Raw genomic sequence first — 20,456 nt, 5'->3', positions numbered from 1 at the left:
ATGGGGAAGACACATGAGCGGATCTCCGGCCGGCTTCGTGAGTTCATCGAGGCACAACCGATCTTCTTCACCGCGACGGCGCCGCTGTCCGGGTCGGGGACGGTGAACCTGTCGCCGAAGGGACTGACCGGATCGTTCGCCGTCGTCGACGAGCTGACCGTCGCGTACCTCGACTTCGCCGGCAGCAACGCGGAAACCGTGGCGCACCTGCGCGAGAACGGGCGCATCACCCTGATGTGGTGCGCGTTTCAGGGGCCGCCCGACATCGTGCGGATCCACGGCCGCGGCGAACCGGTTTTCCGTGACGACCCGCGCTGGTCAAGCCTCACGTCCTACTTCCCGGCCATCGACACCACGCTGCACGGACTTCGAGCGATCATCCTGGTGCACGCCGACCTGATCCGCGACACCTGCGGCTACGCCGTGCCGTTGATGACCTACGACGGCGATCGTGATCTGCACGCCAAACGCTTCTCCCGCGAGGACGACGCGTCGCTGAGCGCGTACTTCGAGAAGAAGGAGTTCATCGCGGCCAGCCTGGACGGTCTGCCCGGCCTGCCACTGCCGCTGCCGCCCACGCCGCTGGACGTCGTCGGCCGCGACGGGACGCAGCGGTCATGACCGACGGATCCGGCCCCGTGGTCGGCATGAGCCAGGACACCTTCCGTTGAGTTGAAGCCCGGTTCACGTTCTACCGTCGGTTGCCATGAGCCACCTGGACGTTGCGATCGTCGGTGCCGGGGCGGCCGGGGTGTACACCGCCGCCGCTCTGCGAGACGTCGAGCCCGATGTGCGTATCGACGTCTACGAGCGGCTTTCCAGCCCGTACGGCCTGGTCCGCCATGGGGTCGCCCCGGACCATCCGGACCGGATCGCCCGGCTCACCGCGGGCCTCGACGCGGCGTTCGCGGCCAGCGGCGCGCGGCTTCTCGGTGGCGTCGAGATCGGCACCGACATCACCGTTGCCGAACTGCGGGAGAGGTACGCCGCGGTGGTGATCGCCACCGGCGCCCGGCACGACGCGCCCCTCGACCTGCCCGGGCCCGCCACGTTCGGGGCCGCCGACTTCGTCGCCTGGTACTCCGGCCATCCGGACGCCCGGCCGGACTGGCCGCTGACCGCCGAGTCGGTCGCCGTGATCGGGGCCGGCAACGTCGCCCTGGACATCACCCGGATGCTCGCCACCGTCACCGGCGGCTTCGCCGGCAACGCGGTCCGCGACATCCATCTGTTCGCCCGCCGCGGTCCGGCCGACACCCGGTTCTCCGCCTACGAGCTGGGCGAGATCGGCGACCTGGCCGGTGTGGACGTGGTCGTCGATCCCGCCGACCTGGTCCCGGACCGGCACATGGAACGGATGACCAGGCAGTTCCCGCCGGTCCGCAAGGTGGTCGACATCCTGCGGGAATGGTCGATGCGCCCGCTCCGGTCCGGGTCGCGGCGCGTTCACCCGCACTTCTACCGGCTGCCCGCGGCGGTGCTCGGCGCGGACCGGGTCGAGGGGTTGCGCACCGAGCGGGCGATCCCCGACGGGTACGGGCGGGTCGACGGCTCGGGGGAGTACCACGACCATCCGGTTCAGGCGGTCTACCGGGCCGTCGGCTACGTGGCCGTACCGCCGCCGGGTGTGCCCTGTGATCCCGCCACCGGAGCCATGATCGAACAGCCGGGCCTCTACGTCACCGGATGGGCCAAGCGCGGCGGGGTCGGCCTGGTCGCCTCCACCCGCGCCGAAGCCGCCCAGACCGCCCGGAAGATCCGGCACGATCTCGTACGCCGGTGAGGGAACCGTGCCACGTCCCGCCCCCGCGCGGGTCGCCGTGATCGGCTGAATATCTTTCGGGAAGTGTGGGTAACGGCGCGCGCATGCGAACCATGCGGATGATATTGGCAGTCCTGCTCCTCGGACTGACAGGTTGTTCGGTGACGACGCAGGAGCGGGCGGTGGCACCCGGCTCCGCTACCGGGGACGTGGCGATGCTCGCGCTCTCCGACGTCGAGCGGTTCTGGTCCCGGCACTTCCCGTCGATCGCCGGCGGCGCCACCTTCGAACCGGTCCGGGACCTCCATCCCTACACCGAGAGCGACCCGCCGCCGGCCTGCGGCCCGGAACCGGTCGCCTACCAGCCCAACGCCTTCTACTGCCCGGCCGGCGACTTCATTGCGTGGGACGCCCAGAACCTGATCCCCGAGTTGGAGGAACAGTTCGGCCCGCTGTTGACCGGCGTCATCATGGCCCACGAGTACGGTCACGCCCTGCAGTCCCGCCTCGGCCGGCTGGGTGAGCCCACCATCGTTCTGGAGCAGCAGGCCGACTGCTTCGCCGGCGCCTGGACCGCCGACGTCGTCGCAGGCCGCTCCACCGCCTACGACGGGGTCACCCCGGACCAGCTCGACAACACTCTCGCCGGCCTGCTCATGCTCCGCGACCAGCCCGGCACGTCAGCCACCTCACCGGACGCGCACGGCAACGCCTTCGACCGGATCCGCGCTTTCCAGGACGGCACCGAACGGGGCCCGGCCGCCTGCGCCGTCTACGAGGGCACGAACATCCCGGTGACCCAGGTCCCGTTCACCAGCCCGGACGACGCGGCGAACGGGGGCGACCTGCCCTACGCCGAAGCCCTCACCGCACTCGCCCGCGACGCCCAGTCCTACTGGGCCCGCGCCTACCCCCGGCTCACCGGCGAAGCCTGGAAGCCACTCGAGGTCACCGCCCACCGTGGCGAGGCTCCCGCCTGCGCCGACCCGGACATGGTCGCTCTCGGCCACGCCTTCTACTGCGTGGAGGGTGACTTCGCCACCTTCGACACCGCCGTCCTCGGCCCCCGCCTGCATCGCACCATCGGCGACTTCGCGGTCGGGATGCTGATCGGCGACCTCTACGCCCGCGCCGTCCAGAACCGCCGGGGAGCCGTCACCGGCGACCGGGCCGGCCAGCTCGCCGCCGACTGCCTGGCCGGCACCTGGACCCACGACATCCTCACCCGCGACGACCCGGCCCAGGGCCTGCTGCTCTCCCCGGGCGACCTGGACGAGGCGGTGGCCGCCCTGCTGGTCCTGGGCCGCGCCGGCGACGGCTCGGGCACCACGGCCTTCGAGCGGATCGCCGCCTACCGCTCCGGCGTCATCGAAGGCCTCCCGGCCTGCTGAGCTCAGAACGGGCCGGCCCGCCGATCCGGTGCCGGGTGGGGGTGAACAACGCGTTCCCGCCGCGCACCGACGACCCGGCCGTGCGGAGCCGGTGACGGCCATGCTCCCGTGCATGACGGCGGGAACTGATGAGGAACGCGTTCAGCACCGAAAGTCATGCGTGGCGGGAGCTCACCACGGACTGGCAAGCTCGCGGAGCTGGTCCGCCGGGGAGACGCCGGCGAGGGCCGGTCCCGTACAAGGTGGTTCCCGGGAGTCGTCCCTCGGGCCGGATGGTCGCGGCGCTCAGGCCGGGCGCCGGGAAAGACCGCCCGGCCTGAGCGTGTCGTCAGTGGACGGCTTTCAGCCCGACGACCCCGCCGATGATCATCAGCAGGAAGACGATTTTCAGAGTGGAGACGGGTTCGGTCCCGGTCGTCATGGCGTAGACGACGGTGAGGACGGCGCCGATGCCGACCCAGACCGCGTAGGCGGTGCCGACCGGGAGGCCCCGCATGGCATACGCGAGTCCGGCCATGCTGGCGACGAGGGCGATCCCGAAGACCACGGTGGGTGCGAGCCGGGTGAACCCCTGAGACTTGCCGAGCGCGGTGGCCCAGACAGCCTCCAGGACTCCGGAGGTGATGAGAACGATCCAGTACATGACGGGCTCCAGCGGGCCGTCTTGTCGCTCGCCGGGTACGGCACCCCTCGTCCGGAAGCCGTCCTGGACGGCTCTGCAGCCACTCTCTCACACCCCGACCGCTCACGCCGGGTCTCGAAAGTCACACCTTCCGTGGTTGGCGGTGGGTGACGGCAGCGCCGTTACGACGTACGCCGCCGGAAAGGTTCGCGGGTGTGTCCGGTGTCGCCCTCCGGAACCTCCCGGATCAGCTGCGGCAGCAGGCGTTGGTGGTGCCCAGGGTGAGCAGCAGGATGCTCGGCCGAGCGGGTCGCCGTCATCCTGCCCGACGTGTTCGCGATGCGTTCCCGGAGATCGCCGAGGTTATAACCTGAGCTCCTCAGGATCCTGAGACAGGGCTGGTCTTCGCTTCTGAGCGGCGTGAACTGCTCATGTAGGTTATAGGCGTGCAATCCACGAAGGGCGACTTCGCCTACGGGCGGCTGCGGGAGATGATCCTGTCCGGCGGGTTCCAGCCCGGCGCCGTGCTCAACCAGGCGGAGCTCGCCCGGACCATCGGGCTCAGCACCACACCCCTGCGGGAGGCCCTGCGCCGGCTCAAAGCCGAGGGCCTGGTCGAGCTCGACGCCCACCGCGACGCCCGCGTCACCAGCCTCACCGGCGAGGAGGCCCGCGACCTGCTGGAGATCCGGATGTCGCTGGACCCGCTGGCCGCCGCCCTGGCCGCCGAACGCCGCAGCACCGCCGACATCCGCGAGATGCGCGAGGCCGCCGACGGCCTCCAACCGCTGCGGCACCGCCCCCGCTTCGCCGACCTGGTCGCCCACCGCCGCTTCCACACCGCGATCTTTTCGGCCTCGCACAACGAGATCCTGATCAGCACCCTCGACGCGCTCTGGGACAAGGCCGACCGCTACCGCCGCCTCGCCCTGGAGACCGGACGCACCCAGGACGAACGCGACCAGAAAGCCGCCGAACACCGGGAACTGCTCGACTGTGTGATCAACCGGGACGCCACCGGCGCCGCCGCCGTGATGCGCCGGCACATCGACACCAGCCTCGGCGCCGAAGCCGCCTCCCGGCTGGATGTCACGCCTTGAGCTTGCCGCTCCCGCTCCTGGTCCACACCGCCGTCGGCGGTCTGTCCCACCCTGAGAGGAAGAACGAATGACCAGTACCGCCGACCTGTACGACGAATACGGCGACCGGCTCGAATCCTGCGACACCCAACTACGCCAGTACGGGGGAGTCGCCACCTTCGCCGGCCCGGCCGTCACCGTCTCCTGCTTCCAGGACAACGCCCTGCTCAAATCGGTGCTCCAGGAGCCGGGCGAGGGCCGCGTCCTGGTCGTCGACGGCGGCGGCTCGGTGCACACCGCACTGATGGGCGACCTCATCGGCGCGCTGGCCGTCGACAACGGCTGGTCCGGCGTCATCATCAACGGCGCGGTCCGCGACGTCGCCGCCCTCCGCGAACTCCCGGTCGGCATCAAGGCTCTCGGCTCCAACCCCCGCAAGAGCACCAAGACCGGCGCCGGTCACCGCGACATCGCCCTGTCCTTCGGCGGTTGCCGCTTCACCCCCGGAGCCCGGGTGGTCAGCGACGACGACGGCATCGTCGTCCTGCCCGCCTGACGACCGGCAATCGTGGAAGGAGCCGGCGGTGGACACGGTGGATCAACTGGTCTCCCGGGCGGATCCCGCCTACCGGCGGTGGCTGGCGGAGGTCACCGGCGATGTCGCCGCCGACTCCACCGGACTGTCCGTGTTCGGCCGGGGATCCCTGCTGGAGCGCAACACGACGTACGGCATCGGCGCTTGGCTCGTGGGTCATCTCATGATCGGCCAGGACGGGGACCGCGGATACTTCCTCCGATGCGACGGCGACGGCGGCCCGGTGCTCTCGGCTGACCTGGGGGCTCTCGGCTCCGCGGACCTCGACGTCGTCGCGCCCACCTTCGAGGAGTGGCTGCGTTCCGGTTTCGCCCTGCCGTCCGGGCCGGAGCCGGACATGCCGCTGGTCGCTGACGTCTACGTGGACGAGATCCCGGCCGACGGGGTGGCGCTGCTGATGCGGGCTCGGAGGCTGCTGGGTGCGGATTGGCCGGTCGCGGAGCTCCGGAGCATGCTCGCCGCCCAACCGTTCCTGGCAGTCGAGTCTGCCCAGCCCTGGCGGGTGCGGGGCCGGCTCGAATCCGCCCCGGAATTACGGCAGCACCTGTTCTATGCCGCTGACGAGGGCCTGAAAGCCATCTGGGCGGGGTCCCCACTATATAACTGAGACTGTTATATAGTGGGCACGTGGAAGCGCTCGCTGTGTTGGCCGATCCGGTTCGCCGCCGCATCGTGGAGTTGCTCGCGGGCAGTGAGGTGCCCGCCGGTGAGATCGTCGACGTGATGGGCGCCGAGTTCGGGCTCGTCCAGCCGGCCACCTCACGCCACCTGCGGCGACTGCGTGAGGTCGGCCTCGTGCGGTCACGTCCGGACGGCACCCGGCGGCTGTATTCCCTCGATCCCGGCGCCCTGCGGGACGTCGACGCGTGGCTCGGCCAGTTCCGAGGGCTGTGGAGCAGTGCCCTGTCGGCCCTGGACGCCGAGGTGCGCCGGGGAAAGCCCGCGGCACGAGACGGGGCCGCATGAATGTCGCCGCCGAGATCAACAGGGTGATCCGCAAGATCGCCACCACGGGCGAGTCGCATCAGGTCGTTCTGGAACGCGTCTTCGACACCGACGCCGCCGACCTGTGGGACGCGTGCACGGACCCTCAGCGGCTCTCCCGCTGGTTCGAGCCGGTCCATGTCTCCGGGAGTCGCTACACGCTCACCGGAAGCGGCACGGAGGGTGACATCCGGCGATGTGAACCAGCCCGGCGCCTGGCGATCACCTGGGAGTACCAGGGCGACATCAGCTACGTCGACGTCGACCTCATCCCGGCCGGGGGGCGGACCATGCTCCGCGTGACCCACCACTGCCCGCCCGGCGACCACTGGGAGACCTACGGCCCAGCGGCGACCGGTGTCGGCTGGGAGGCGTGGCTGCGTGCTCTCGCGCCGCACCTCGCCGGCGACCCCCGATGCGCCCCCGAGGAGAGGGAGCGGTTCGCGCGTACGCCGAATGGTCGGGAACTCACCCGCCGGGTGGCGAACGCCTGGGGCGTCGTCGACCGGGACCAGGGAACGCCGGGCACCGTCGCCGATGCGCGAGCCCGGCGGACGTCAGCCTTCTACCTGGCGGCGCACGCGGCCATCGGGACTGCGGCGACCGCACACTCAGCCATCCGAAAGGACCGAGACCATGGGTAAGACCGCGGCGAGCATCGATGAGTACCTGGACGGGGTCAACCCAGATTTCCGGGCAGAACTGGCCCGGATTCGAACACTCGTGACTCAACTCGTCCCCGGCGTCGAAGAAGTCGTCAGCTACCGCATGCCCACACTGAAGTACAAGGGCCGGGCACTGGTCTACTTCACCGCGTCCAAGAAGCACATGAGCTTCTACCCGTCGTCCTGGGCGATCGAGGAGTTCAGGGACCGGCTGACGAGCTACCGGACGACGGAGCACAGCATCCAGTTCACCCTGGAGAACCCGCTCCCCGGCGACCTGATCGAGGACCTCGTCCGCTACCACGCCCACCAGATCGACATCGACCGCAAGTAGCCCGGCAGCTCACCGGCCGCAAGCCGTACACCTTCCTCGGCCCGTCCGAATCGGCGACCGACGTCTTCACCCCGGAGGTGGTCACCCGGCTGCAGGACATCAAGCGGGCCCACGACCCGCACGGCGTCTTCCGCGCGAACTTCCCGGTCCACCCGTGAACGCCGGCCCACGCTCGCGACCGTCGCCCAGATAATCACCAACGGTGCCTGGTCAGCGGCCAGGCCGCGCGGGCGCCGCGATCACGAAACGGCTCGACCACACAGGACGGGGACCATCTGACCGCCGTTTCCGCCTCAGAGTCGTCTCCTGGCAGTCCCATGTGCGGCGAAGAGGCCAGCGCCGCCATCGTCGATCCGTTGCCATGTCGCGGGGGCGCCGTGCCGGGAGGAGGCTCCCGCGATGCCGGTTGGTGGACTGCCCGTTTCTGGCTCTCCTCAGTTCACCGGTGACAACCCCAGCGATCAGCCGGGCGACACCGCGGGGCTGCCGTCGATCGACAGTTCGATTGGCGGCAGCCTCGTCGTTCGTTGTCGGCTGACGGGATTTCGGGTACTCCAGCCCTGCCGGACGGCGCGGGTCGGGCCTTACCGTGACAGGAACGGTTGTCCCGACGTGGTGAGGCGGCCATGGATTCTCTGTCGGCGTTCGACATTCTCGCCCTGCACCCGCGCGTCGCCGATCTGCCCGGTGACTGGCTGCGGCAGCTGGCCCGGCACGCCTGGCCGGTCGAGCACGATCCCGGGCACCGGCTGTTCCGGGCCGACGCCCCGGCCGACCGGCTGTGGATGGTCTACACCGGGCACATCCGGCTCGATTTGTACGTGCCCGGCCGCGGCTATGTCGAGGTGGACCGCTGCGCGGAGATCGTCGGGCTGGCGGCGCTGATCCCGCCGTACCGCTGGGAGTTCGGCGGTCTGGTCGGTGAGCGGTTCCACGCCTTGGAGTTCCGGGCGGCCGGCCTGCTCAACCTGTTCGCGGAGAGCCCCGACCTTGGTTGTGTGATGTACGCGCGCCTGCTCGCCGCCGCGAACGCCGGCCTGCGCTCGGCCCGGCAGCGCCTGACCGGGCTCACCACGCATCCGGGACCCGGTGACACCGGGCTGCCGGCGCGAGCCTGAAAGACCCGCCGGTCCGTATACTGTGGACGTTCCGGAGCCGGGTGATCGCCCGGCCGCGTCGCGTACTGGCGGGAGCCGATGGGCATCGATCAGCAACCCCGGTCCTATCCCTTCGAGGTCTTCCAGGGCGAGCTTCCCGACGAGCTGCTCGACATGGTCGAGCACCGGCCGGTCAGCCGGGTCGTGCTGCCGGACGGGCGGGTGGCCTGGCTGGTGCTCGGCTTTCCCGAGGTGCAGGTGGTCCTCTCCGACGCGCGGTTCGTGCGGGGCACCCCGCCGCCGGAGAAGGCGTCCGGGGAGACGCCCGAGGGTGCGGCCGCCTGCCCGGTCACCGGCCGCACCCGGGAGCTGAGCATGAACGGGACGGACCACACGTCGTTGCGGCGGCTCGCGTCCCGGGCCTTCACCGCACGGCGGATCGAGTCGTACCGGCCGAGGGTGCAGCAGATCGCCGACGAGCTGGTCGAGGCGATGGCGGCGACCGGGCCGGGCGCCGACCTGATCTCCGGGTTCGTCGCACCGCTGCCGGCCCTGGTGATCTACGAGGTGCTCGGTGTGCCGGCCGCCGATCGTGGGCGGTTCGACGCGTGGATCGCCGAGATCAATTCGATCACCGCGTACGGCAATCCGGACTCGGCCCGGGCGGTGGCCGAGCTGCGGGACTATCTGGCCGGGCGGCTGGAGGTCAAACGGGCCGACCCCGGCGACGATCTGATCTCCGCCTGGCTGGCCGAGCAGCAGACGGCCACCCTCACCGACGAGGAGATCATCGGACTGTGCCTCGGGGTGCTGATCGGCGGCCGCGAGATCAATTCGATAAGTGCGGGCATGCGCGCGCTGTTCCTGCACCCGGAGCAGTTGGCCAAGTTGCGGGCGGACCCGGCACTGCTGCCCGGCGCGGTCGAGGAGATCCTCCGCTACACGTCGGTGAGCAGCATGTTCCTGGTGCAGACGGCGCTGGCGGACGTGGCACTCGGCGGCGAGCTGATCCGGGCCGGTGACGCGGTGATGGCCCTGCCGTGGGCGGCCAACCGGCATGGCGAGTTCTTCCCGGAGCCGGGCGTCTTCGACATCACCCGCGTACACAATCCGCATTTGACCTTCGGGCATGGCCCGCATTTCTGCCTCGGTGCGGCGCTCGGCCGCCTCGAGTTGGAGATCGCGATCGGTACGCTGCTGCGGCGTTTTCCGGGCCTGGACTCGGCGGTGCCGATCGACCGGTTGCCGTGGCGTCAGGAGCGGATCAACTGCGGTATCCGGGAGTTCCCGCTCACGTGGTGAGCCGGCCCGCCGACCGGCCGGCGGGCAGCGCGGACTCGATCAGCGCGGCGGCGGTGGCGGCGCCGTCGGTGACGTCGGCCGGGCCGGGCGCCGGCAGCGACAGCACCTCGGTGATGGTGGCGGCGATGCCCGTCGCCGTCCACTGCTCCCGGGGCAGCCATCGGGCCCGGTCCAGGGCGGCGAGCCGGGCCGCGTTGTCCGGCCGGTCCAGCCCGTCGGCGAGGACCACCTGCCGCGCCCCGGCGGCCATGGCCCGCGCGGTCGTGCCGATCCCGCCGTGGTGGACCACCGCCGCGGCGTGCGGCGCCACCCGCGGGAACGGCAGTCGCGGGAACCAGCGGACACCGGGCGGCAGGGTGCCGGGCACCAGATCGCGGTGCCGGGCCACGAGCAGGGCGGGACGGCCGACGTCGGCGAGCGCGGCCACCAGCCGGTCGTAGTAGTCCCGGTCGAGCAGCCGGCCGGTGCCGCCGGTGACCAGCAGCGGTGCCGGGCCGTCGAGCAGGCCGGGTGGGAGTTCACCGGTGACGGCGCCGTCGGCCAGGACGAACCCGGCGAGCCGGACATGCTCCGGGGCGGGCCGGGTGGCGTGATCGAACCAGCCGGGCCAGAGACCGACATGGCGGTCCGCGGACCACATCCACCGCGTCCAGTCCCCGACCGGTGGCAGGCCGACATCGGCGCGGGCGGTGGCGATCCGGTCGGCGAGCACCTGTTCGTACAGCCAGCCGACCCTCGGCAGGTGGCCGACCTGCCAGGGGGAGTGGAACAGGCAGACGGCCGGTGCGCGCAGGGCTTCGGCGGCGATCAGCACCGAGTGCACGGCCAGCGCCGTGCCGACCAGGACGGTGTCCTCCGGTTCGTGCCGCCGGATCAGCTCGGCCACCTCGAACCGCAGCTGGGTGAAGAGCCCGGTCCGGTGGTAGTGGTGCCGGAAGTCGAGGATGTCCGTGGAGTGGTGCTGGCGGGCGGCGTCGGCCAGGTGGGCCTCGTACTCGGCGACCGTGTCGACCGGCACGAACTCCAGGCCCGCGCCGGTGACAGCCGGGCGGTAGTACTCGTGGGTGAGCACCACGGCCCGGTGGCCCCGGGCGTGGAGCGCGTGACCGATCCGGACCACCGGGTGCACGTCACCGTCGGTGCCGTGCACCACGAACAGGAACAGGGCCATCCGTCAGTAGTTCTCGACGGCGTTCACCCGGGCCGGCCAATACCGCTGTCCGGGCGGCGCCTGGTAGTGCGGCCAGCGCGGCGGATTGCCGGACGGGGTGTCGGCCAGCACCGTCACCCGCTGGCCCCGCCGCGGCCGGTCGTAGTCGTTGACCGCGTAGTGCATGGTCACCCGGTTGTCCCAGACGGCGATGTCGCCCTCGCTCCAGGCGTACCGGCACATGAACTGGGGTTGCTCGGCGAAGCTGAACAGCAGGTCCAGCAGGGCGTCGCTCTCGGTGCGGGTCAGCTGCGGGATGTGCGAGGTGAACAGCCGGTTGACGTACAGCGAGCGGCGGCCGGTCTCCGGGTGCACACGGACCACCGGGTGTTCGGCCCGGCTGCTGAACTCGGTGCCGATCCGGATCATGTGCACGGCGGTGAGCCCGTCGAGGAGGTCCCGCAGCGGGGCGGAGAGTTGCTCGTACGCCAGGTACTGGTTCGTCCAGATGGTGTCGCCGCCGCTCGGCGGGCACTCGACGATCTGCAGGATCGAGGCGAGTGGCGGGTGCTCGTGGAAGGTCATGTCGGTGTGCCAGACGTCGACCTTGCCGCCGGCCTCGGAGTCGATCACCACGATCTCCGGGTGGCCGTCCAGCCGGGGCAGGTAGGGGTGCAGCTCGACCTGGCCCAGCCGGGCCGCGAAACCGATGTGTGCCCGCGGTGACAGGCCGGTCTGGCCGGGCAGGAAGATGACCAGGTTCTCGAGCAGTAGCCGGTGCAGTTCGGCGAAACCCTCGTCGGTGAGGTTTTCCAGGTCCACGCCGTGCACCCGGGCGCCGAGCGCACCGGTGACCGGCTGAACATCGAAGAGGGTGCTGGCAGAAACCGTCATCAAGGCCCTCCAGAAGGGGCTGCTGGTGTCCTGCCGAAGGAGTATTGCAGACCCGCGGCGGTAGTCCGCAAGGGCACGATGACGTGGGGAAGTCGACCTTGACTGACCTACGTGGACACTGAAAGCATCGATGCGATGAGCGCCGATCGACCGATCACCACCCCTGAGTCGCCGATCATTGAGCCGCCGATCATCGAGTCGCCGATCGCGCGGCTCGGCCGACTCACCGACCTGGCCACCCCGTTCGCCGTCCGGACCCTCGCGACACTGCGGATCCCGGATCTGATCGCCTCCGGGATCACCGGCCTCGACGAGCTGGCCACCGCCGCCGGGGCCGACTCCGACGCGCTCGGCCGGCTGCTGCGCTACCTGGCGCACCGCGACGTGCTGACCGAACCGGCACCGGGTGTCTTCGCCCTCACCGACATCGGCGAGCAGCTGCGCGACCACGGCCCCGGCGGGCAGCGCGGCTGGCTCGACCTGGACGGGCTCGGCGCCCGGATGGACCTGGCCTACGCCGGGCTGCCGCACTCGATCCGCACCGGCAAACCGGCCTACGAGACGGTCCACGGCCGTGACTACTGGGCCGAACTGGACGCCCGACCGCAGCTGCGCGCCTATTTCGACGCGCTGATGCTCAGCCAGCAGCACCTGACCGCGCCGCAGGTCGCCGCGCTCTACGACTGGACGACGGCCGAGCACGTGTTCGACGTCGGCGGCGGCAGCGGGGAGCTGCTGATCCGGGTGCTGACCACCCACCCGCATCTGCGCGGCACGTTCGTCGACCGCCCGATCGCCGCCGCCGCTGTCACCGGCCGGCTCGCCGACGCCGGGCTCGCCGACCGGGCCACCGCCGTCACCGGCGACTTCTTCGCGCCGCTGCCACCCGGCGGCGACGTCTACGTGGTGTCGCGGGCGCTGACCGACTGGTCCGACGCGGACGCCACCACCATTCTGCGCCGATGCGCGGCGGCGGCCGGGACCGGTGGCCGGGTGCTGATCGTCGAGGTGCTGCCCACCGAGCCGCACGTGCCCCACCTCGCCCCGTTCGACCTGCAGATGCTGGTGACCGTCGGTGGCCGCGAGCGCGGCCTCGACGACTTCCGCGGGCTGGCCGCCGCCGCGGGTCTCGGCGTCGCCACGGTGCTGCACGGCCGGGACGGGCTGGTGCTCATCGAATGCGTACCGGCCGGCGCCTGACACCCCGTGCGCCTGCTGCTGACCGCCCAGCCGATCTACTCGCATCTCGTCCCGGCGGTGATCCCGCTGGCCCGGGCCGCGATCGAGGCCGGACACCAGGCCGCGGTGGCCACGGCGGCGTCGATGTCCGGGCTGCTGGCCGCGCACGACGTGCCGCACCTGGTCCTGCCGCACCTGCCGGATCAGGAGTCGCTGCGTGCCGACCCGGCGCTGGGTGACGCGTTCGGCATGCCGCGGGAGGTGTTCGCCCCCGGCACCCGCACGGTGCTGCCGGGAGTCTGGGAGCAGATCGCGCGGGCGTACGCGGGCCCGATGGCCGACCGGGCGGCAGCCGACCTGATCGACCTGGCCGGCCGGTGGAAGCCGGACGTCGTCGTGCGTGAACCGGCCGAATACGGCGGCTACCTGGCGGCGCAACGGCTCGGCATCCCGCACGCGCTGCTGGACATCGCACCGATGGCGGCCCGGGACCTCCCGGTCGTGGCCGACCTGCTCGCGACGACACCCGGCCCGGTGCGGGGGCACCTGCACGCGGGCCTGGTGCCGCAGCAGTGGTATCCGGCGGACCTGCGTACGGCGCGGGCCCGCTCGTACCGGCTGTCACCGCCGGTGTCCCGGGTCGACGCCTGCTGTGCCGCGCTGCCCGGCGACCGGCCGCTGGTGGTGGTCAGCCTCGGCTCGCTGATGCTCAGCCTGCCCGGTGTGGACGCGCTGCTGCCCACCCTGGTCGCCGCCCTGGGCCGGCTCGGCTGCACGGCGGTGCTGTCGCTCGGCGGCCGGCCGGAACTGGCCGCCCTGCTGCCCGAGCCGCCCGGCTCGGTGCACGTCATGCCGTTCATCGCCCAGCGCGCGCTGCTGGCCACCGCGGACCTGTTCGTCACACACGCCGGGTTCGGCGCGGTGGGCGAGGCGATCGCCGCCGGTGTGCCGATGGTGGCGTTGCCGTTGCTGGCCGACCAGCCCGGCAACGCCGGCCGGTGCGCCGAGCTGGGGCTCGGGCTGCGGCTGCCCGCGGACACGGCCACCGCTGGTGAGATCGCCGGCGCGTGCGCGACGGTGCTGGCCGACCCGGCGTACCGGTGGCGGGCGGGGGCCATGCAACGCCGGATGCTCGCCGACCCGGGCCTGGACGCGCTGGTGGCCGACCTGGCCCGGTTATAGGCCGCCGGTCCGCCGGTAACCGGCCACCACCGGGCCGATCTCGGCCACCACGTGCGGGCGCAGCATGTGCTCGTGCCGCGCGTCGACCTCGTGGTTGATGATCCGGCCCCGCACGTGCGGCCGCCAGTAGTCGATGGTCTGCAGATTGATCGGCACGCTCTGCACGGCGGTGAAGAAGAGCAGATCACCGTCGTACGGGCCGGGCCGGTAGGCACGGGCCGCCCGCAGCTGATGCCCGGTGACCCGGATCAGCGCCTCGATCCGCTCGGTGCTCCAGTCGGCCAGCGCGCCACCGGCCGCCTTCAGCAGCCCGGCCACGTGCGCGTCGGCCAGCGGCTGCCCGTCGAGCATCGCCGGGTCGTAGCCGAAGTCGGTGAGCACCACGTCGAGCATCACCCGGCGGTGCTCCTCGGTGTGCAGCAGTGGATCACTCGGGTACGAGTCGAGCAGTGCCACCATCTCCACCGTGCGTCCCCGCCGGGACAGTTCGGCGGCTGTCGCGTACGCCAGCAGCCCCCCGAACGACCAGCCGAGCAGATGGTACGGGCCGTTCGGGTGGGCCGCGCAGATCGCGTCGGCGTGCTCGGCCGCCATCTGCTCCATCGTGCCCAGCGGGGTGCCCGGCTCGGCGATGCCCCGAGCCTGTAGCCCGTACACCGGATGGCCCGGGTCGATGTGCCGCAGCAGCACCGAGTAGCACCAGCTCAGCCCGGTGACCGGCGGCAGGCAGAAAAGCGGCACCCCGGTTCCGCCGGTACGCAGCGGCAGCACCGTGTCCAGTGCCCCGCCGACCCCGGCCGGGGCGGATTCCAGCCGGGCGGCGAGCCGCGCCACGGTGGGATGTTCGAAGACCGTCCGCAGGTCCAGTTCCGCGCCGAGCACGGCCCGGATCCGGCTGGCCAGCCGGGCGGCGTGCAGGGAGTGGCCGCCGAGGTCGAAGAAGTCGTCGTCGATGCCGGCCCGCGGCACCTGCAGCACCTCCTCGACCAGGCCGCAGAGCACCACCTCGACCTGGTCGCGGGGCACCCGCCCGGCCGGTGCGGCGCCGAGGCCGGGGTCCGGTAGCGCGGCCCGGTCCACTTTGCCGCTGCCGGTGAGCGGCAGGGCGTCCAGGGTCATGATCGTCGCCGGGATCGTCGCCGCGGGCAGCCGGGCCTCCAGGTGGGCGCGCAGCACCGGCTGGTCCGGCACGGCGGTGTCCGGGGCGGGCACGAGGTAGGCGACCAGTCGCGGTTCGCCGTCGTGGTCCGGCCGGGCCACGACCACCGCCTGCCCGATCGCCGGATGCCCGGTCAGCGCGGCCTCGATCTCGCCCGGTTCGATCCGGTTGCCGCGGATCTTGACCTGGTCGTCGGTACGGCCGAGGAACAGCAGGGTGCCGTCGGACAGTTGCCGGGCCCGGTCCCCGGTGCGGTACATCCGGTCGCCCGGCGCGCCGAACGGATCGGCCGGGAACGCCGTGGCGGTCAGCCCCGGACGGTTGAGGTAGCCGTCCGCGACCTGACTGCCGGCCAGGTAGAGCTCGCCGGGGCTGCCGGGCGGGACGGGCCGGCCCGACGCGTCGAGCACGTAGCAGCGGGTGTTCCAGCCGGGACGCCCGATCGGCACACCTTCGGCCGGGTCGTACGGCTGGTCGCAGTCGAAGCCGGTGACCGCCACGGCGACCTCGGTCGGGCCGTACAGGTTGTGCAGCCCGGGGCCGAGCACACGGGTGTACCGGGCGGCCAGGTCGGCCGGCAGCACCTCGCCGATGCACAGCGTACGGCGGATCGTGGTGCAGCCTTTCGCGGCGGGCTCGTCGAGGAACTCCCGCAGCATCGACGGCACGAACCCGGCGGTGCTCACCCGTTCCCGGGTGATCAGCGCGGCCAGGTAGGCCGGGTCACGGTGACCGCCCGGCCGGGCGACGACGACGGTGGCACCGTGCAGCAGCGGCCAGAAGTACTCCCAGACCGACACGTCGAAGGTGGCCGCGGTCTTCAGCAGCACCCGGTCGTGCCGGTCCAGCCCGAAGCGCCCGCTCATCCAGGCCAGGTGGTTGACCAGTGCGCGGTGCGGCAGTGACACGCCCTTGGGCCGGCCGGTGGAGCCGGAGGTGTAGAGCACGTAGACCGGGTCGCCGGGCCGCAGCGGGCGGGCGCGTTCGGCGTCGGTGACCGGGCCGCCGGACCGCTGGGCGAGCGCGGCGGCCGTTTCCGGGTCGTCCAGGATCAGCGCGGTGGGCCCGCCGGGCAGATCGGTGTAGCGCAGCCGGTCGGTGACCAGCAGGGCCGGCGTGGCGTCGGCGAGCACGAACGCGACGCGCACCGGGGGATAGGAGTCGTCGATCGGCAGGTAGGCGGCGCCGGACTTGAGCACCGCGAGCAGTGCGGCGACCTGCGCGGCCGAGCGGTGCAGGGCGACGGCGACCAGCCGGCCGGGCCCGGCGCCGCGGGCGATCAGTTCCCGGGCCAGCCGGTTCGCCCGCGCGTCCAGGTCGGCGTAGGTGACCTCGCCGTCCTCGGTGACCAGTGCCACGGCGTGCGGGGTGGCCGCGGCCTGGGCGGCGAGCAGCGCGGGCAGGACATCGTCGGGTACCGGATGCCGGGTGTCGTTCCAGTCCGCCAGTACCTGCCGGAGTTCGGCGGGGCTGAGCAGCGAGGCCTGCCCGGCCGGGGTCCGCGGGGCCTCGCTGAGTTCCAGCAGCAGGCGGATCAGCCGCTGCTGGTGTGCTTCGACCTCGTCGGCGGTGTACCGGTCCGGGTTGGCGGTGACGTCGATGCGCAGCACCCCGTCCAGGTCGCCGCGCAGTTCCAGCGACAGATCGTCGATCGGCCCGGACTCCAGCGCGCGGCCCTCCACGGTCAGGCCGGCCGCCGTGGCACGGTACGTGAACGGCATGACGTTGACCGACGGCCCGAAGACGCGGTGCCCGGCCGGGAGCTCGGCACGCACCTCCTCCAGGGCGAACCGCTGGTGGCGCAGCACCTGCCGGAGCTCCTGGCCGGCCTGGTGCACGAGGTCGGCGAAGACGGTGCCCGGCGTGACGTGCAGGCGTACCGGCAGGACGGTCATCATCATCCCCGGGGTGATCTTGGCGGTCCGGCCCCATCGGCCGGCGACCGGCACGCCCAGGATCACGTCGGTGGCGCCGGTCATCCGGTGCAGGTAGACGGCGGTGACCGCGACGACGGTGGCGGCCCACGCGGCCGGGGTGACGGCGGCCCGCAGCCGGGCCATCTCGCCCGGTCCGGGTTCGGTGCGGCGGCGCAGCACCCGGTGTGCCGGGCGGGCCGGGCCGGGTGTGCGGGCCAGCGTGACGGCCTGCGGGATGCCGGCGAGGCGGCTCTGCCAGTACGCGCGGTCGTCGGCGTAGGCCGGCCCGGCCCGGTAGGCGTCCTGTTCGGACCAGTACCGCCGCAGCGAGCCGATGGTGCCGTCCGGCGGGTCCCGCCGTTCGACCGCGGCCGCGTAGGTCTCCAGCACCCGGGCGGCGACGAGCTGGTAGGCGAAGCCGTCCAGGGCGACGTGGTGCAGACGCAGGTAGAACAGGTGCCGGGTGGGGGAGACGGTGATCAGTGCGGCGCTCACCAGCGGGTCGCCGTGCATCCGGACCGGTTCGTCCAGGCGTGCCCGCATCCACGCGTGCGCCCGCGAAAGCGCGTCCGGAAACTCCGCTAAATCCACCTCGACAAATGAATATCGGGCATCTTCGGCTATTCGCTGAAATGGTGTTCCATCTGCCTCGCGAAACTCCAGGCACGCCGCCTCGGTCGCCGCCAGAGAGCGGTGAACGGCGCCCGCGAACAGATCCGCCCGCATGTCGCCGCTGATCTCCAGGTAGCCCGCCACACTGAATGCGGGATTTCCCGGATCCAGCTGCTGGCCGAACCAGATGCCGGACTGCGTCGCGGCCAGAGGCCGCCAGTCTCGGGACATGTTTCTCCCACCTCGAGTGCGCGGCAGTCGCCACCCGCACGGCCGTCGCCGCACGATACTGAGCACCGAAGGCCCGCCGCGTCAAGCCTGGCAGTCGACGTAACACGCTTGCAAAAACAGGTTCCACAGTGGATCTCGCAGGAAGGTTCGCAGGTCGCTCCGGCAATGCCCGGTCGATGGGCGGACCTGGCCCCGGCTCACCCTTTACAGTGGACCTTAACCCGGTGTAGCGTGCTGATAACTGACCGCAGGCAATGTGAATAGCCATTTCCAAATAGCGCCTCCGCGATCGGAAAAACGCAATGTCAATCGTTGCCGGACCTGATTCCCGCGATTTCATGGAAACCCTCACCGCGAGCAGTTCCTGGCAGCTTCTGCATCAGGAGATGGAACGCCGCCGACCGGTCACCCCGGACGAACCGGACGCGATTCTGCGCTACGCGCTCCTGCCCGCCGGCAAGATGATCCGGCCGATCATGACGCTGCACTGCGCGACAGCGGTCGGCGGCGACCCGCAGACGGTGCTCCCGGCCGCCCTCGCCCTGGAGTACGTGCACGTCGCCACCCTGGTCCACGACGACATCATCGACAACGACGACGTCCGCCGCGGCCGGCCATCGGTGCCCGCCGCCTACGGCACCCCCAACGCCATCATCGCCGGGGACCAGCTCATCTTCGACGCGTTCGCCGCCATCACCGCCTGCCGGGACTCCGGGTTGCCGGCCGCCGGCATCGTCACCGCCGTCACCGCGCTCGCCGAGGCCGGCGCCGCACTCTGCCGCGGCCAATCGCTGGAATCCCGGCTCACCGGTGACCTCACCGTCGGCGCCGAACCCTATCTGGAGGTCGCCCGGCTCAAGACCGGAGCGCTGTTCCGCGCCGCCTGCCAGGTCGGCGCCGCACTCGGCGGAGCGGACCCGGCCACCACCGCGGCACTGGCCGACTACGGCGAACAACTCGGCATCGCCTTCCAGATCCGCGACGACCTGCTCTCCTACACCGAGCGCCCGGACCTGATCGGCAAGTCCACCACCAGCGACCTCAGCAACGGCCGGGCCACCCTGCCGCTACTGCTGGCCTGGGCGGCCAGCACACCCGACGGCCGGGCCGCACTGACCGGCGCGCTCCAGGACAAGACAGCCGACGAGGCCACCGTCGCGCTGGTCACCGACGCGGTCCACGGCACCCGGGCACTGGACCGCTCCTACGCCCTGGCCGCCGACTACGCCCGCCGGGCCCACGAGCGGCTGGCCGTACTGCCCCCGTCCGCCAGCACCGACGTCCTCGCCGCGGTGCCGGGCTGGGCCACGGCCCGCCGATGGTGAACACCCTGCTGGCCCACCTGCGCACCTGGCGGCCGTACACCCTCTGGTACATCGGCCTGGTCGGCCTCGCCGGCGCCGGGCTGACCGGCACCGGCGAATGGTGGCGGCTCGCCGCCGCGTGGGCCGCGCCGACCGTCGGCTGGATCGGCGGGCACTACCTCAGCGACTGGTTCGACCGCGACCTCGACGCCATCGCCAAACCGCACCGGCCCATCCCGTCCGGCATGCTGCCCGCCCGCACCGCCCTGACCTGCGGCATCGTCTGCCTGACCGCGGTGGTGCTGCTGTCGATCGCCGGTGGCTGGCGCACCCTGGCCGTCGCGGTCGCCGCCGCGGCCGCGATCATCTCCTACGGCTACGTCCTGAAAGCCCGGGGCATCGCCGGAAACCTGGTCCGCGGACTGCTGGGCGCGCTCACCCTGCTCTACGGCGCCGCCCTCGGCGGATCCCTCACCGGCTGGCCGCTGGCCCTGCTCGCGGCGGCGTTCTGGGCCCACGACACCGCGTCCAACCTGGTCGGCACGATGCGCGACGTCGACGGCGACCGGGCCGGCGGCTACCGTACGGTGCCGGTGCGGTTCGGCATCCGGGCCACCTTCGCCCTCGCCCTCACCCTCTACACCGTCACCCTCGCCGCGGCCCTCGCCGCCGGCCTGGCCGCCGACCCCGGACCACGCCGGCTCGCCTTCCTCGCCGGACTGGCCCTGACCGCCCTGGCCGGCACGGCGGCCTTCGCCGTCATCGGCCGCGGCACACCCGGCCTGAGCCCCGCCGCCGCCCTGCGCGCCCACGCGATCCTGGTGCTGGAACGGGTCTGGTTCGCCGCCACCGTCGTCGCGCTCGGCACGGGCATCGTCCCGGCACTCGTCCTGGCCATCCCCCTGCTGATCGTCACCTGGTGGACCCAGGGCGTCATGCGCAGCGGATACGAGTTCGGGACCCGGGCACCCGAGCCCGCGCACCGATAGCACCTCGAG

The 20,456-nt window shown here is 71.9% G+C and carries 19 protein-coding genes and 1 riboswitch; of the genes, 15 read left to right on the top strand and 4 right to left on the bottom strand.

Annotation, left to right across the window (positions count from 1 at the left end):
* From ACQ0O7_RS09380 to ACQ0O7_RS09370, 3 genes are all read left to right on the top strand, one after another.
* Positions 1-621 (top strand): pyridoxamine 5'-phosphate oxidase family protein, encoded by a 621-nt coding sequence (locus ACQ0O7_RS09380; protein ID WP_430781458.1) that lies wholly within the window; start codon positions 1-3, stop codon positions 619-621.
* An 85-nt stretch (positions 622-706) separates the two neighbouring features.
* Complete coding sequence (locus ACQ0O7_RS09375; protein ID WP_430781456.1) at positions 707-1,783, top strand: FAD-dependent oxidoreductase; 1,077 nt, start codon at positions 707-709, stop codon at positions 1,781-1,783.
* 140 nt (positions 1,784-1,923) lie between these two features.
* On the top strand, positions 1,924-3,153 hold the full coding sequence (locus ACQ0O7_RS09370) for a neutral zinc metallopeptidase (RefSeq protein ID WP_430781455.1): 1,230 nt from the start codon (positions 1,924-1,926) through the stop codon (positions 3,151-3,153).
* 328 nt (positions 3,154-3,481) lie between these two features.
* Here the strand turns inward: ACQ0O7_RS09370 and ACQ0O7_RS09365 are convergent, their stop codons facing one another.
* A complete protein-coding gene (locus ACQ0O7_RS09365) occupies positions 3,482-3,796 on the bottom strand; it encodes a DMT family transporter (protein WP_430781454.1) in 315 nt (104 codons plus the stop codon).
* Between the two features lie 10 nt (positions 3,797-3,806).
* Positions 3,807-3,873: riboswitch (guanidine-III (ykkC-III) riboswitch) on the bottom strand.
* Positions 3,874-4,221: 348 nt separating this feature from the next.
* Between ACQ0O7_RS09365 and ACQ0O7_RS09360 the strand changes: the two genes are divergently transcribed.
* From ACQ0O7_RS09360 to ACQ0O7_RS09325, 8 genes are all read left to right on the top strand, one after another.
* The gene (locus tag ACQ0O7_RS09360) at positions 4,222-4,875 is read left to right on the top strand and encodes a GntR family transcriptional regulator (RefSeq protein WP_430781453.1); all 654 of its coding nucleotides are present in this window, start codon (positions 4,222-4,224) and stop codon (positions 4,873-4,875) included.
* A 67-nt stretch (positions 4,876-4,942) separates the two neighbouring features.
* Positions 4,943-5,410 carry a ribonuclease E activity regulator RraA gene (gene rraA / locus ACQ0O7_RS09355; RefSeq protein WP_430781452.1) on the top strand — a complete coding sequence of 156 codons (468 nt, stop codon included), beginning with the start codon at positions 4,943-4,945 and terminating at the stop codon, positions 5,408-5,410.
* Positions 5,411-5,438: 28 nt separating this feature from the next.
* On the top strand, positions 5,439-6,056 hold the full coding sequence (locus ACQ0O7_RS09350) for a hypothetical protein (RefSeq protein WP_430781451.1): 618 nt from the start codon (positions 5,439-5,441) through the stop codon (positions 6,054-6,056).
* 20 nt (positions 6,057-6,076) lie between these two features.
* On the top strand, positions 6,077-6,415 hold the full coding sequence (locus ACQ0O7_RS09345) for an ArsR/SmtB family transcription factor (protein WP_430781450.1): 339 nt from the start codon (positions 6,077-6,079) through the stop codon (positions 6,413-6,415).
* Entirely contained in the window at positions 6,412-7,077 is a 666-nt protein-coding gene (locus ACQ0O7_RS09340) for an SRPBCC domain-containing protein (protein WP_430781449.1), read from the top strand. The genes ACQ0O7_RS09345 and ACQ0O7_RS09340 overlap by 4 nt, the downstream gene beginning before the upstream one ends.
* Positions 7,070-7,432: an iron chaperone gene (locus tag ACQ0O7_RS09335; protein WP_430781447.1), complete on the top strand. Its 363-nt coding sequence runs from the start codon at positions 7,070-7,072 to the stop codon at positions 7,430-7,432. Before ACQ0O7_RS09340 ends, ACQ0O7_RS09335 begins: the two co-directional genes overlap by 8 nt.
* 626 nt (positions 7,433-8,058) lie before the next feature.
* Positions 8,059-8,550, top strand: a complete 492-nt coding sequence (locus ACQ0O7_RS09330) for a hypothetical protein (RefSeq protein ID WP_430781446.1) — start codon at positions 8,059-8,061, stop codon at positions 8,548-8,550.
* Positions 8,551-8,628: 78 nt separating this feature from the next.
* A complete protein-coding gene (locus tag ACQ0O7_RS09325) occupies positions 8,629-9,831 on the top strand; it encodes a cytochrome P450 (RefSeq protein WP_430781445.1) in 1,203 nt (400 codons plus the stop codon).
* On the opposite strand, the gene ACQ0O7_RS09320 is transcribed toward ACQ0O7_RS09325, so the two are convergent.
* Positions 9,821-11,002, bottom strand: a complete 1,182-nt coding sequence (locus tag ACQ0O7_RS09320) for a glycosyltransferase (RefSeq protein WP_430781444.1) — start codon at positions 11,000-11,002, stop codon at positions 9,821-9,823. The two genes, ACQ0O7_RS09325 and ACQ0O7_RS09320, sit on opposite strands and share 11 nt — an antisense overlap.
* Positions 11,003-11,005: 3 nt before the next feature.
* Positions 11,006-11,875, bottom strand: coding sequence for a TauD/TfdA dioxygenase family protein (locus ACQ0O7_RS09315; RefSeq protein WP_430781442.1), 870 nt, complete (start codon positions 11,873-11,875; stop codon positions 11,006-11,008).
* 135 nt (positions 11,876-12,010) lie between these two features.
* Here ACQ0O7_RS09315 and ACQ0O7_RS09310 point away from each other — a divergent pair, with 135 nt between their 5' ends.
* Complete coding sequence (locus ACQ0O7_RS09310) at positions 12,011-13,075, top strand: methyltransferase (protein ID WP_430781440.1); 1,065 nt, start codon at positions 12,011-12,013, stop codon at positions 13,073-13,075.
* 6 nt (positions 13,076-13,081) lie between these two features.
* The gene (locus ACQ0O7_RS09305; RefSeq protein WP_430781439.1) at positions 13,082-14,236 is read left to right on the top strand and encodes a glycosyltransferase; all 1,155 of its coding nucleotides are present in this window, start codon (positions 13,082-13,084) and stop codon (positions 14,234-14,236) included.
* Here the strand turns inward: ACQ0O7_RS09305 and ACQ0O7_RS09300 are convergent.
* A complete protein-coding gene (locus ACQ0O7_RS09300; RefSeq protein ID WP_430781438.1) occupies positions 14,231-18,154 on the bottom strand; it encodes an amino acid adenylation domain-containing protein in 3,924 nt (1,307 codons plus the stop codon). The two genes, ACQ0O7_RS09305 and ACQ0O7_RS09300, sit on opposite strands and share 6 nt — an antisense overlap.
* 386 nt (positions 18,155-18,540) lie before the next feature.
* On the opposite strand from ACQ0O7_RS09300, the gene ACQ0O7_RS09295 reads away from it, so the two are divergent.
* Positions 18,541-19,479 carry a polyprenyl synthetase family protein gene (locus ACQ0O7_RS09295; protein ID WP_430781437.1) on the top strand — a complete coding sequence of 313 codons (939 nt, stop codon included), beginning with the start codon at positions 18,541-18,543 and terminating at the stop codon, positions 19,477-19,479.
* The gene (locus ACQ0O7_RS09290; protein WP_430781436.1) at positions 19,473-20,447 is read left to right on the top strand and encodes a UbiA family prenyltransferase; all 975 of its coding nucleotides are present in this window, start codon (positions 19,473-19,475) and stop codon (positions 20,445-20,447) included. The genes ACQ0O7_RS09295 and ACQ0O7_RS09290 overlap by 7 nt, the downstream gene beginning before the upstream one ends.
* Positions 20,448-20,456 lie beyond the last annotated feature (9 nt).

Source organism: Actinoplanes sp. G11-F43, from assembly GCF_050589265.1.
In the GTDB taxonomy this organism is placed as follows: domain Bacteria; phylum Actinomycetota; class Actinomycetes; order Mycobacteriales; family Micromonosporaceae; genus Actinoplanes.
The sequence above is the reverse complement of the archived record's forward strand: the minus strand, read 5'-3'. Positions and strand labels throughout refer to the sequence as shown.